General features: G+C 64.4%; 16 protein-coding genes and 2 tRNA genes. 4 read left to right on the forward strand and 14 right to left on the reverse strand.

Translation table 11 applies throughout. From position 1 onward, the window contains the following. Position 1: 1 nt before the first annotated feature. The 3 genes from tmk to DM995_RS03640 are packed head-to-tail and all read right to left on the reverse strand — an operon-like array spanning position 2 to position 2,716. Complete coding sequence (gene tmk, locus DM995_RS03630; protein WP_116968524.1) at positions 2-628, reverse strand: dTMP kinase; 627 nt, start codon at positions 626-628, stop codon at positions 2-4. A 6-nt stretch (positions 629-634) separates the two neighbouring features. After that, positions 635-1,780 carry a D-alanyl-D-alanine carboxypeptidase family protein gene (locus tag DM995_RS03635; RefSeq protein ID WP_116968525.1) on the reverse strand — a complete coding sequence of 382 codons (1,146 nt, stop codon included), beginning with the start codon at positions 1,778-1,780 and terminating at the stop codon, positions 635-637. A 57-nt stretch (positions 1,781-1,837) separates the two neighbouring features. Continuing rightward, positions 1,838-2,716, reverse strand: a complete 879-nt coding sequence (locus tag DM995_RS03640; protein ID WP_232824017.1) for a septal ring lytic transglycosylase RlpA family protein — start codon at positions 2,714-2,716, stop codon at positions 1,838-1,840. A 147-nt stretch (positions 2,717-2,863) separates the two neighbouring features. On the opposite strand from DM995_RS03640, the gene DM995_RS03645 reads away from it, so the two are divergent. Continuing rightward, a tRNA-Ser gene (locus DM995_RS03645) sits at positions 2,864-2,953 on the forward strand. A 37-nt stretch (positions 2,954-2,990) separates the two neighbouring features. Here DM995_RS03645 and DM995_RS03650 read toward each other — a convergent pair. Then, entirely contained in the window at positions 2,991-3,506 is a 516-nt protein-coding gene (locus tag DM995_RS03650) for a pyridoxal-phosphate dependent enzyme (protein ID WP_116968527.1), read from the reverse strand. A 397-nt stretch (positions 3,507-3,903) separates the two neighbouring features. Between DM995_RS03650 and DM995_RS03655 the strand changes: the two genes are divergently transcribed. Next, on the forward strand, positions 3,904-4,809 hold the full coding sequence (locus tag DM995_RS03655) for a haloalkane dehalogenase (protein ID WP_116968528.1): 906 nt from the start codon (positions 3,904-3,906) through the stop codon (positions 4,807-4,809). A 22-nt stretch (positions 4,810-4,831) separates the two neighbouring features. On the opposite strand, the gene DM995_RS03660 is transcribed toward DM995_RS03655, so the two are convergent. From DM995_RS03660 to DM995_RS03695, 8 genes are all read right to left on the reverse strand, one after another. Further along, a complete protein-coding gene (locus DM995_RS03660) occupies positions 4,832-5,428 on the reverse strand; it encodes a hypothetical protein (RefSeq protein WP_232824019.1) in 597 nt (198 codons plus the stop codon). Positions 5,429-5,707: 279 nt separating this feature from the next. Continuing rightward, on the reverse strand, positions 5,708-5,911 hold the full coding sequence (locus DM995_RS03665; RefSeq protein ID WP_116968530.1) for a hypothetical protein: 204 nt from the start codon (positions 5,909-5,911) through the stop codon (positions 5,708-5,710). Beyond that, positions 5,911-6,090: a DUF4169 family protein gene (locus tag DM995_RS03670; RefSeq protein ID WP_116968531.1), complete on the reverse strand. Its 180-nt coding sequence runs from the start codon at positions 6,088-6,090 to the stop codon at positions 5,911-5,913. Before DM995_RS03670 ends, DM995_RS03665 begins: the two co-directional genes overlap by 1 nt. Positions 6,091-6,092: 2 nt before the next feature. After that, positions 6,093-6,356, reverse strand: coding sequence for a hypothetical protein (locus tag DM995_RS03675; RefSeq protein ID WP_116968532.1), 264 nt, complete (start codon positions 6,354-6,356; stop codon positions 6,093-6,095). A gap of 11 nt (positions 6,357-6,367) precedes the next feature. After that, the gene (locus DM995_RS03680) at positions 6,368-6,916 is read right to left on the reverse strand and encodes a VOC family protein (protein WP_023839360.1); all 549 of its coding nucleotides are present in this window, start codon (positions 6,914-6,916) and stop codon (positions 6,368-6,370) included. Beyond that, on the reverse strand, positions 6,913-8,016 hold the full coding sequence (gene hppD / locus DM995_RS03685) for a 4-hydroxyphenylpyruvate dioxygenase (protein WP_116968533.1): 1,104 nt from the start codon (positions 8,014-8,016) through the stop codon (positions 6,913-6,915). The genes DM995_RS03680 and hppD overlap by 4 nt, the downstream gene beginning before the upstream one ends. A gap of 150 nt (positions 8,017-8,166) precedes the next feature. Then, positions 8,167-8,243 (reverse strand) — tRNA-Arg (locus DM995_RS03690). Positions 8,244-8,309: 66 nt separating this feature from the next. Beyond that, positions 8,310-8,741, reverse strand: coding sequence for a (deoxy)nucleoside triphosphate pyrophosphohydrolase (locus tag DM995_RS03695; RefSeq protein ID WP_023839358.1), 432 nt, complete (start codon positions 8,739-8,741; stop codon positions 8,310-8,312). Positions 8,742-8,830: 89 nt separating this feature from the next. On the opposite strand from DM995_RS03695, the gene DM995_RS03700 reads away from it, so the two are divergent. Then, positions 8,831-9,007 (forward strand): Flp family type IVb pilin, encoded by a 177-nt coding sequence (locus tag DM995_RS03700; protein ID WP_023839357.1) that lies wholly within the window; start codon positions 8,831-8,833, stop codon positions 9,005-9,007. Between the two features lie 128 nt (positions 9,008-9,135). Beyond that, positions 9,136-9,315, forward strand: coding sequence for a Flp family type IVb pilin (locus tag DM995_RS03705; RefSeq protein WP_023839356.1), 180 nt, complete (start codon positions 9,136-9,138; stop codon positions 9,313-9,315). 56 nt (positions 9,316-9,371) lie between these two features. On the opposite strand, the gene DM995_RS03710 is transcribed toward DM995_RS03705, so the two are convergent. Beyond that, positions 9,372-10,856, reverse strand: coding sequence for a M48 family metalloprotease (locus DM995_RS03710; protein WP_116968534.1), 1,485 nt, complete (start codon positions 10,854-10,856; stop codon positions 9,372-9,374). A gap of 131 nt (positions 10,857-10,987) precedes the next feature. Further along, on the reverse strand, positions 10,988-11,935 hold the full coding sequence (locus DM995_RS03715; protein WP_116970317.1) for an acetyl-CoA carboxylase carboxyltransferase subunit alpha: 948 nt from the start codon (positions 11,933-11,935) through the stop codon (positions 10,988-10,990). Positions 11,936-11,937: the final 2 nt, after the last annotated feature.

Here is an 11,937-nt window from a genome sequence, read left to right on the forward strand (position 1 = left end):
GTCATGCCATCAAAGGCTGCACGGCCGCGACGATGCGCTCGTGCACCTGCTCGCTTGAACCGCTGGCGTCGATGATACGGAAGCGCTGGGGCTCGGCCTCGGCAAAGCTGCGGAAGGCGGCAACAACCCTGGCGTGATAGCCAGCATCGCGCCCGCCGATCCGGTCGCTGTTCGCGCCGTCACGGGCCGTGGCGCGCCGCGCTGCCTCGTCCGCAGGCAGTTCGAGCAGGATCGTGCGGTCAGGCAGATAGCCTTCCGACCCGAACCGGTGGAGCGCAAGAATCGCCTCGTCGCCCAGCCCGCCGGCAACGCCCTGATAGGCCCGACTGCTATCGACGAACCGGTCGGAGATGACCCAGCCCCCCGCCTCGACCGCCGGGCGGATCAGCCGTGCGACATGGTCGGCGCGCGCCGCCGCGAACAGCAAGGCCTCGCTCCGCGCATTCCAGCGGTCGGCGCCGCCCTCGAGCAGCAGCTTGCGGATCGCCTCGGCGCTGTCGGTGCCGCCCGGCTCGCGGGTGACGGTGACATCACGTCCCTGGCCTTTCACCCAATCGGCGAGCAGGCGGATCTGGGTGGATTTTCCCACCGCCTCGCCGCCCTCGATCGAGATGAAGCGCCCCCGCATCTTCGGTCAGGCGCCGAAGAAGGACAGGATTCCGGCCCAGATGCGTCCGAAAAAGCCCGCTTCCTCGACTGCTTCGCCCGCGACCAGCGGCATCACCTGGCGCTGCATGTCGGGCGCGGACACGATCAGGCTGGCGACCTGCTGGCCCTTGGCGATCGGCGCCTTGAGCGGGCCCTGATAGACGACCTTGAGCGACACCTTGTCGGTATCCGCGGTGCGCGGCAGCGTCAGCGCCAGATCGCGCGGCGCGACGAGCGGCAGTTCGCGCGCGCTGCCCTGCTGCACCGGCGCGGTGTCGACGGTCCTGCCCTTGGCGAACAGCGGCACCGATTTCCACGCCTTGAAGCCCCAGTTCATGAAGCGCACCGATTCATCGACCCGGCCGTTGAAGCTGTCGAGACCTGCGACGACCATGACCAGACGGCGGCCATTCTGTTCGGCCGAGCCGGTAAACCCATAGCCGGCCTCTTCGGTATGCCCGGTCTTGAGGCCATCGGCACCCGCCACCTTGCCCAGCAGCGGATCGCGATTGGGCTGGGTGATGCCGTTCCAGGTGAAGCTGCCCTTGGAATAGAAGCGCTTGTACAGCTTGGGATGGTTGCGGATCGTCGCGGTGGCAAGCGTCGCCAGATCGCGCGCGGTCACTTGCGTCACGCCCTCGTCGGGCCAGCCGTTGCTGTTGCCGAAGCGGCTGTTGGTGAGCCCGATTTCCCTCGCCTTCTTGTTCATCATGTCGACGAACGCCTCTTCGGACCCGGCAATGCCCTCGGCGAGCACGACACAGGCATCATTGCCCGAAAGCGTGACGATGCCGTCGAGCAGATCGGCAACGGTCACCTTGCTGCCGACCGCCAGGAACATGCTCGATCCCTGGTTGTTCCACTTGGTCCAGGTCTCGGCGGATACGGGCAGCGTCTGGTCGAGCTTGAGTTCGCCTTTCTTGATCAGGTCGAACGCGACATAGACCGTCATCATCTTGGCCATCGAGGCGGGCGGAATCTGCTTGTCCGCATCGCGCGAGAACAGCACCGCGCCCGACGACAGGTCGGTCATATAGGCGATGGGGGCTTCGGACACATAAGAGGGGGCGGCAGCCGCCAGCGGCGTCGCCAGCAGCGAAAACAGGGTGAGACCGAGAATCGGGGTTTTCATGCGATATCCATGGTGTGCGTGTGGCAGGGACGCAGGCCTTTAGATGGCCCGTCTATGTCAGCGACCGGAGTCCTGCTGAATCTGTACCCCCTGATAGCCTTTGCGCCGCGCCAGCGTAACCCCTTCCTGCGCGGCATTCGCATCGGCATAGGGACCATAACGCACGCGGTGGAGCTTGCCATCGGCGCTGCTCACCGTCTTCGCGCCGATCCGCCTGGCCAGTTCGTCGGCGCGAGCCTTCGAGGAGAACGACGCGACCTGGACGAAATAGGTTCCGCCCGCAGCCGCTGGTGCGGCAGGCGCGGGATTGAGCGTCGCGCGATTGTCGCCGGTGCTGTTCTGCGCGGTCTTTGGCCGTCCGCCCGCACCTTCGCCCTCGACGATGAAGCGATCGCCGCCCTGGGTGCGCGGCGTGGACGGCGGCAGCTTGACCGCAGGAGCAGGCGCCACCGCTACAGGCTTGGCCGGAGCAGCGGGCGCCGGCATGGGCTTCGCCTTGGAGGCATCCTTGGTGGCCGACGGCGCGGGCGTGGGCTCGGCCTTCGGAGCCACCGCCAGATTGGCCGGCTTGGCCTTGCCGTCGAGCCTGCGCCGAAGCGGGACCAGCAGCGATTCGGGCGTGTCCATCCGCGCCGCGACGGGCTGCCCCTGTCGCAGCATCGCGCGTTCGGCCTCGGGCGGATTGACGCGGCGCACGCGCACCGCGAACGAACCCTGCCCCAGCACGCCCAGCTGCCGCGCCGCGCCTTGCGACAGGTCGAGCAGCCGCTCGGGCGCCACGGGGCCGCGATCGTTGAGACGTACCAGGATGGTCTTGCCGGTATCGAGCGCGGTCACCTCGACATAGCTCGGCAGCGGCAGCGTGCGATGCGCCCCGCGATACTCCCAGGGGCGGTTGTGCCACCAAGCCGGTGCGGGGGAAAGGGCGAACATCATGCACCCATCCCGCCATGGCCACGGTTGACCGGCGCTGAACCATCGCGCCATGTCGCGCGCAAGTTTCGCTTTCCAGATTTTACCACCTCGGCTAACAAGCCCGCCGCACGCCGGGCCTGCGCCTTGCCGCGTGCGTTGCCGGCCTGTGGAAGAGTGTCCGAGTGGTTTAAGGAACCGGTCTTGAAAACCGGCGAGGGTGCAAGCTCTCCGTGGGTTCGAATCCCACCTCTTCCGCCACCTGCTCCCACGAATTCCTGATCGGCCTGACAGCTCTCTAGTCGCTCAGCACTCGAGCAATGCGTTCCGCCACGGGTGCCCATGCGATGCCGCGTTCCGCGAGCCAGGCGTCGTCATAATAGGTGCAAGCGTACCGATCGCCGCCGTCGCAAAGCAGCGTCACGATACTGCCCGTCTGCCCCGCAGCGACCAGCCGATCGGCAAGCGTGAGGCAGGCGATGAGATTCGTGCCTGTGGACCCGCCGGCGCGGCGCCCCAGCATCTGCGATAGCGCGCGCATGGCGCCAATGGATTCCGCATCTCCCACCGCGATCATCCTGTCGATCACGCCCGGGACGAAGCTCGGCTCGAGGCGCGGGCGGCCGATGCCTTCGATCCGACTCGCACATCCATCCGGAAGCATCGTTACGGCGGGATCAGCAAAATGGCGATGGAAGACCGAATGCTCGGGGTCGGCAACGCACAGCCGCGTCGCGTGCCGCTGGTAGCGCAAATACTTTAAACTGGTACCCGCGGCCTTGAACTCCGCAGGACCAGGCGCCGTCGCCCACATGTCCCTTCATCTAAACCTACAATGTCAAAGAACCTCAACCGACAAAAACAGCGGACAACCAACCCTCCCCGTTCTCTCGTCCGGGGGATTGGACATCCGTGTATGTTGGCGACCGAGGAAACGTCAGTGCGTTCCCGCCGGTGGAGCGGCCTATATGGGGTGATTTGAGTCGGGTCAAACCCTTTTTTGCAGATTTTTTTCGCGTGGCGACAATTAGCTGGCATCAGCCCCCGCCAGCGCGGAGCTTCGCTGCCCACGGGAGGACTGCGACCACCTCTGCCCGATCGCAGTTCTTGCGCCGACAACACGCCAATCGGCCATTGGTTGCAGGCCATTTGCATCTCTCGCAAGAATATGTCATTCAATGTGCCATAATAATTCGGTTCTGGGAGATGTCATGCAGGTCTTGAGAACACCGGACGCGCGGTTCGCCGATATTCCCGATTTTCCGTTTGCCGCGCATTATGCCGAGATTGCCGATCCGACCGACGGCACGCGGATGCGCCTGCATTATGTCGATGAAGGCGAGTGTGATGCGCCGGTCGTGCTGATGATGCACGGTGAGCCCAGCTGGTGCTATCTCTATCGCTTCATGATCGGGCCTGTCGCCGCAGCCGGATATCGCGTCGTCGCGCCCGACCTGATCGGATTCGGCAAGTCGGACAAGCTCGCGAGTAAGAGCGACTATAGCTATGCGCGCCATGTCGCCTGGATGCGCCGCTGGATCGAGAAGCTCGACCTCAGGAACATCACGCTCGCCTGCCAGGACTGGGGATCGCTGATCGGCCTCAGGCTCGTCGCGGAAATGCCCGAGCGGTTCAACGGCGTGGCTCTTTCCAATGGCGGCCTGCCAGCGGGACAGGATGCGCCGCGCGCCTTTGCCATCTGGCGGGCCTTCTCCAAATACAGCCCGGTCTTCCCGATCGGTAGGATCATCGCCAAGGGCACGGCGCGCACGCTTTCCGATGCCGAGATCGCCGCCTATGACGCCCCCTTCCCCGATGGCCGGTACAAGGCGGGCGCACGAATCTTCCCCAGCTTCGTGCCTTTGGGGCCCAATGTCGCGGTGCCCGATCAGCTGAAAGCGTGGGAGGTGCTCGACCGCTGGGAGAAGCCTTTCCTGTGCTGCTTCAGCGACCGCGACCCGATCACCCGCGGCGGCGACGCGCTGTTCGTCGGCCGCGTGCCGGGGACCAGGGGGCAGAATCACTGCACGCTGAGCGGCAGCCACTTCATCCAGGAGGACGATCCGCAGGGCTTTGTGCGGTGCATTCTCGATGTGGCGGGACAGGCAAAGAGCTGAACTCGTGATCCGCGCCGGCCCGTCAGCCAGCGAGCGAAGCGCCTGCCAGGCTGAGATACAGGACAGGCTGCATGCCAACGACCGCGCCGATCAGCAGGACGACGCACAACAGGAGCCCCTTCGCAATGCCGCCCAGCCAGGTCTGGAACCACAGGCCCTCGCCGACGCGCAGGAACGAGATTACGAATACCAGCTGGAAAAAAAGGCCGGCATAGCCCTGGAACAGGGGAAGAAAGGGCAGCGGCCCGAGGAGCACGATCGGGATCGTCCAGACGTTGAGCAGCACGAACGTGGCACGCAAGCCTTTCCTGCGGTCCAGTCCGCTCCACCAGATCAGGAACGGGGCGCTGATCCCCGCATAAAAGAGCGACAAGATCGGTGTCGCGAGCAGCGACATCCAGCCATCCACATCATTGACGAAAGCTTCGCGGCTGCTGCCGGCCCTTTCCAGCCAAGGCGCCAGCAATCCCTCCGGTTGCGCCTCGATCAGCCCTTTGAAGCCACCGAGCAGGAACATGTAAAAGGTCAGCACGCCACATAGCGCGATATAGAAGCCCAGCGGGCGCTTGTATCGCCCGCCACCCGTCGGCCCCGCCTTCAGATAGGCTTCGAGCGCCACGCGCGGGCGTATCAGCAGGTCGCGAAAGGTATGCCATTCGGTTTCGCCGAAGCCGATCGTATCCTCGGCCAGATCGACCAGTCGCACCTTGTCTGCGGACGTGCTCGCATCGCTGCTCTCGATTTCGCTCACGACCGTTACTTCACCTTCGCCAGTTTCGGAGATCCGACGGGCGCGATACTGGGCTCGGCCGGAAGCCGGAGTCAATCACGGATGGCGTCGTGCGAGACTTTGGAGTTGAGACGCCCCCACGATACATTGCGGCGCCGAGGGCCCCAATCACCCCCCAATCAGATCCAGATATGCCACGACATCATTGTCGGTCGCGATGAACAGGCCTTCCTGCACTTCCGCCGGTTCGAGTTCGGCGAGGCGCAGCGCTTCGGACAGTGGGCCGTAGAACAGGGTGGAGGCCGCGCCGCCTTCGGCTTCGCCGTCGAGATGATAGAGGCGGACGCTGACCTGGTCGGAGGTCGAACGCATCAATCGTGCTCGCGCTTGGCGCCATCGAGCAGCCGCGCCGCGCGGATCTGTTCGCTTGCCTGGGCCACACGCTCCGCTCTGGTGCGGCCGAATTTGGCGCGGTTCGCGGCGGCGGTCGCCTCGTCCTGCTTGCGCCTGGCGGCCTTGCGCGCCTGGCGCAGGTTGATGATCTCGGCCACGCTCAGCCCCCCTGCCCTGCCTTTTCGGACATTTCGATGAAATCGCGCGCAAGGTCGCGTTCCGATCGATCCTCGAAGGTCGCGTCGATATCAGGGGCCTGGCCGAACAGGAACAGCATGCACCACAAGGCAAAGCGTTCGCCGGGCACGGTTGCCAGCCCCAGATCGACCTGCATCCGCTCGACCGCCGCCGGCACCGCCTGTGGGGCGATGGCGGCGGGATCGCGGGTGCCGAAATAGCGTTCGAGCTGGTCTTCAAAGGTCATGGCAACGACCCTTAGGCCGCATCGGGATCCTTGTGCAACCAGTCGGCATGGCGCGGGGCCTTTTTGGTGCGGCTCCATTCGTCGAGCATCAGCGGCGCGACGCGCTTCAACTCCTCGTAATGCTCGGGCTTGCCGATATTGCAGGCGAGCTCGACGCGATGGCCATTGGGGTCGAAGAAATAGATCGAGCGGAAGATGCCGTGAAAGGTCGGCCCAAGCACATCGATGCCCAGCCCCTCGATATGTGCCTTGGCTGCGAGCAACGCGTCCATGTCGGGCACCTCGAACGCGATATGCTGCACCCATTCGGGGGTGTTGGCATCGCGCCCCATTTCGGGCTGCTGCGGCAGCTCGAAGAACGCCAGCACATTGCCGCCGCCGCAATCGAGGAACACGTGCATATAGGGGTCATAGGCCCCGGTCGATGGCACATGGTCTTCGGAAAAGGCGCTGGTATAGGTCATGCCCAGCACCTTCTCGTACCATTCGACCGTCTCCTTCGCATCCTTGCAGCGATAGGCGACGTGGTGGATGCGCGACAGCGCGAAGGGCGCGGTCATTCCGCCGGTTCCTGCACCTTGAGCACGCCGCGGCGCAGCTGGTCTTCCTCGATTGACTTGAACAGCGCAGTGAAATTGCCGTTGCCGAAGCCTTCATCCTTCTTGCGCTGGATGAACTCGAAGAACACCGGGCCGATCTGCGGCTGGCCGAAGATCTGCAGCAGCAGGCGCGGATCGTTGTTCTCGGTCGATCCGTCGAGCAGGATGCCGCGCGCCTGCAGTTCCGCGACCGGCTCGCCATGGCCGGGCAAACGCTCTTCGAGCGCCTCGTAATAGGTCGCCGGCGGCGGGGCCATCAGCGGCGCGCCCAGCGCCTTGATACGGTCGAGACAGGCGATCAGGTCGTCGCAGATGAACGCGATATGCTGAATGCCCTCGCCATTATAGGCGCGCAGGAATTCGTCGATCTGGCCACCGCCCTTCGCGCCTTCCTCATTGAGCGGAATGCGGATGCGGCCGTCGGGCGCGGTCATCGCGCGGCTGGTGAGGCCGGTATATTCGCCCTTGATGTCGAAGAAGCGGATCTCGCGGAAGTTGAACACGCGCTCGTAGAACTTCGCCCAATGGTCCATGCGGCCGCCATAGACATTGTGCGTGAGGTGATCGATCATCTTGAACCCCGCACCGACGGGGAAGCGATCGACGTCCGGCAGATATTCGAAATCGATGTCGTAGATCGACAGCGCGTCGGGATTGTCGAGCGTGGCATAGCGGTCGATCAGATAGATGATCGCGCCGCCGATGCCGCGGATCGCGGGAAGGCGCAGCTCCATCGGGCCGGTTTTGGTTTCCACCGGCTCCGCGCCGCGCGCCAGCGCTTCCTTGTACGCATCGCGCGCTTTCCTGACGCGAAAGCCCATGCCGCAGGCCGAAGGGCCGTGTTCGGCCGCGAAATAGGCGGCGGGGCTAGCCGGCTCGTAATTGGCGATCAGGTTGATATCGCCCTGCCGCCACAGGTGGACGTCCTTCGAGCGGTGCTGCGCGATGCGGGTGAAGCCCATCGCGGCGAACACGGGCTCGAGCAGGCCCTTTTCGGGCGCGCAGAATTCGACGAACTCGAAGCCGTCCAGGCCCAGGGGGTTTTCGAAAAGGTCAGCCATTGCCGCGCACTCCTGCAGGATTTCAATTCCGGCAAAAGATAGCCCTCGGCCAAACTGGTGTCAAATGAAACCATCTGATTGCAGCGAGCACGCACGGCGAAGCGTGCCCCGCGAGGCGGGTTGGATCCGATCCTGATGCTTTTGGGAAAATGGCGCGCCCGGAACGATTCGAACGTCCGACCCTCAGATTCGTAGTCTGATGCTCTATCCAGCTGAGCTACGGGCGCGTTGGAGGGCTGCCAATAGTCAGCCCGTTCCGCCTTGGCAACACCTTTTTCGCCGCTTCCCGAAAATCATTCGCTCACCGCCGTCTGGCGCAGCGATTGCGCGATGATCGCCAGCAGCGGCAGATCGGCTGGCGGCATCGGCAGCTGGTAAAGCTCGTCCACTCTCGCCCATCGCAGCGCGCTGGCGTGCAGCGCGCGCGGCTCGCCCTGCCAGGCCGAGCAGCGGAACAGCAGCAGAATCAGGTGGCGATTGCCGAGCGGGGCGCTTGCAAAGGTCATCGGCACGCAGTCGGTAGGCGCAACCGCGATGCCCAGCTCCTCGCCCAGCTCGCGCGCGAGCGCCGCTTCGGGAGTTTCGCCAGGCTCGATCTTGCCGCCCGGAAACTCCCATAGCCCGGCCATGGCGGTACCTTCGGGACGCTGCTGCACCAGGATGCGCCCTTCCGGATCGAGCATAAGCCCCGCCACAACGGGGAAAAGTGTCGGATAATTTTCCATCGGATCGGCCCGCCTTAACGCTTTGGTAAGTCGAATTTGCAAAATTGCGCGTGGGGCAGATGGGACCCCGGCCATTTCACGGAAGCACCATGCTGCATTTTCTGACTCTCTTGGCCAGATCAAAGCGCGGCGCAACCGCCATCGAATACGGCCTGATCGTTGCCCTGATCGGCATCACCATCATTGTTGCGATGAGCTCGATGGCGAGCAACACCATCGCGATGTGGGGTTTTGTCGAAACCAAGATCGTCCCGCAGGACGAATGAGTGTCGGAATTTCAGACAACCGGGACGCTCTTAGGAAATTGGAAAGCTTTTTAATTTATTGCCAGACCGTCCAATCGAATTTCGCCAGATCGGACGGGGAAGTGAAGACCTCGAACAGGAGACCTGACATGAAGACCATTCGCAATCTTTTCGCCGACAAGAAGGGCGCCACCGCCATCGAATATGGCCTGATCGCCGCTCTGATCGCCGTCGCCGCCATCACCGCCATGAGCTCGCTGGGCACCAACCTGTCCGACACCTTCGACGAGGTCAGCACCAAGCTCGAAGAAAACAACACCGCCAACTAATCGCTAGCTGCGGCAAACGGACGAGGGGCGGCAGCGATGCCGCCCCTTTTTTTGCGTCAATAGGTCACGATCTTGACCTTCTGGCCGGCCGCCAGCGACGCATTGCTCGACAGGCCGTTCAGCGCCAGGAAGCGCTCGACCTTGAGATCGTCATAGGCCATGCGCGCCGCCAGGCGCTGTATGGTATCGCCGCGCGCCACCGTGATCACGCGCACCCGCCGCGGCCTGATCTGCGCAGCTTCCGCCCCCGCCAACCGCTGCACGCTCTGGAACATCGGGGCGAACACATCGGCCCTGCCCGCAGGCGTCAGCGCGACGAAATGATAGGCACGGTTGCTGGCAAAGGCATAGGCAAACACCGTCACATCGACGAGCTGCCGATTGGCGTTGACGCGCGCGGTCGCATAGGCTGCCGGGATGCCGTTGACCGTAGTGCGCTGGATCTGCCCGTAATCGATTCGCTGATTGCTGCCGCCGAGACTCGCAAAGGCCTGGTCGACATAGCGAGGCAGGTCACCCGAATATTGGCCGAGTGTGAACTGCGCCTGCGCCGATTGGCCGTTGATCGTCACCGCGCTGGTGCCGTTCTGCATGGCAAAGCCCTGGGGCACGGCGAACTTGAGACCGAGCTCGGGATGCAGGAACTGCCTGCCCTGCACCACGCCCTGCTTGGGGTCATCGCCGTAGAGCAACCCGTCGAGGCGGCTGAGGAACACGTCGCGATTGCGGGTGGTGCCGCTGAACCTTTGCGCAATCGTTGCCGCGCGGCTGACACGACGCGCCGGATCGGGATGGGTGCTGGCCCATTCGGGAACCGAGCGGGCATCGCCTCCCTGCGCGCGCGCATCGATCGCCTGCTGTGCCGCGAGCGAAGCCAGCATGCTCGACAAGGCCTGCGGATCGTAACCGGCCTGCGAAAGATAGCGTACGCCCAGATCGTCGGCCTCTTCCTCCTGCTTGCGCGAATATTTGAGCGTCAGCAACTGCGAGCCGGTACCGAAAATCTGCTGGCCGATCTGACCGGCGGCCCCATCGCCCAGCAGCACCGCCGCGCCGATCTGCCCCAGCAGACCGATGATGCTGTTGCGCTGCGCCGCCTTCTGACGCTTTTCGGAATGGCGCGCGGCGACATGCCCCACTTCATGGCCCAGCACGCCGGCCAGCTCGGCCTCGTCGTTCATCAGCGCCATGAGTTGGCGCGTCACATAGACATAGCCGCCGGGAATCGCGAAGGCGTTGTTGACCGGGCTGTTGAGCAGCGTGACGGTGAAATCGTCGCGGGCATTACCCAGCCCGGATTGTACCGCGATGCCCTTGCCGACCTGAACGACATAGCTGGTCTGCGGCACCTGATAGGCCCCGCCGAATTCCTCGAGCAGCTTGGGATGCACCTCGGCCCCCTGGCGCTTTTCCTGCGCGGTGATCGCCTGGGCCTGCATCGCCAGCGCTTCGGCCCGCGGCGCGACGGTGGGTGCGGTCAGCGCCGCCACGCCGACACCGGCCACGGCCATGATTGCCAGATGCTTGAACCGCGCCACCATTCTGCTCTCTCCCTCATCGTCTCAGGCCATGCCCTTGCCCCACATCATGCCGTCTGGCACGCACGGGATCAAATGGCGATGCCCGCACAACGACGGCGCGCGCAACCGGTTGCGACGATTTTACGCGGAGGTCAGAGCGAGCCGATCGCCAGGAAGCGTGCCTCGCGCGCAGCCCTGAGTTCGGCGGGACTCAGCTTCTTGAGGCTTTCGAGCTCTTCGCGGATCGCCTTGCCGAGCTCCTGGATGGCCTGGGACTGGTCGCGATGCGCACCGCCGACCGGCTCCTTGACGATGCGATCGATGACATTGAGCCGCTTGAGGTCGGCGGCGGTCACCTGCATCGCCTCGGCCGCATCGGCTGCCTTGTCGGCGGTGCGCCACAGGATCGAGGCGCAGCCTTCGGGCGAGATCACCGAATAGACGGCATGTTCGAACATCAGCACGCGTTCGGCCGAGGCCAGCGCCACCGCGCCGCCCGAGCCGCCCTCGCCGACGATCGCCGCGACCATCGGCACGCCCAGCGTCAGGCAGCGTTCGGTCGAGCGAGCAATGGCTTCGGCCTGGCCGCGCTCTTCGGCCTGCACGCCGGGAAAGGCACCCGATGTATCGACCAGCGTCACGACCGGCAGGCCGAACCGGTCGGCCAGGTCCATCAACCGGATCGCCTTGCGATAGCCTTCGGGCTTGCCCATGCCGAAATTGTGGCGGATGCGGCTTTCGGTGGTGTCGCCCTTTTCATGACCGATCACGACGACGCGCTGCTCGCCCATGCGGGCAAAGCCGCCCATGATCGCCTTGTCGTCGGCAAAGGCCCGATCGCCCGCCAGCGGAAGGAAATCGTCGAACATGCCCGCGACATAATGCTTGAAGTGCGGGCGTGCCGGGTGGCGGGCGACCTGAGTCTTTTGCCAGGGCGTCAGGCCCGCATAGGTCGAGGCCAGCAGCTTGCGCGACTTGGCGGCGAGCCGCTCGATTTCGCTCTCGATGTCGATCTCGCCGGTATCGGCGGTCTCGCGCAGCTCTGCGATACGCGCATCCAGCGCGGCGATCGGCTTTTCGAATTCCAGATAGCTTGTCATGC

Source organism: Blastomonas sp. UPD001 (genome assembly GCF_003426715.1).
Lineage (GTDB): Bacteria > Pseudomonadota > Alphaproteobacteria > Sphingomonadales > Sphingomonadaceae > Blastomonas.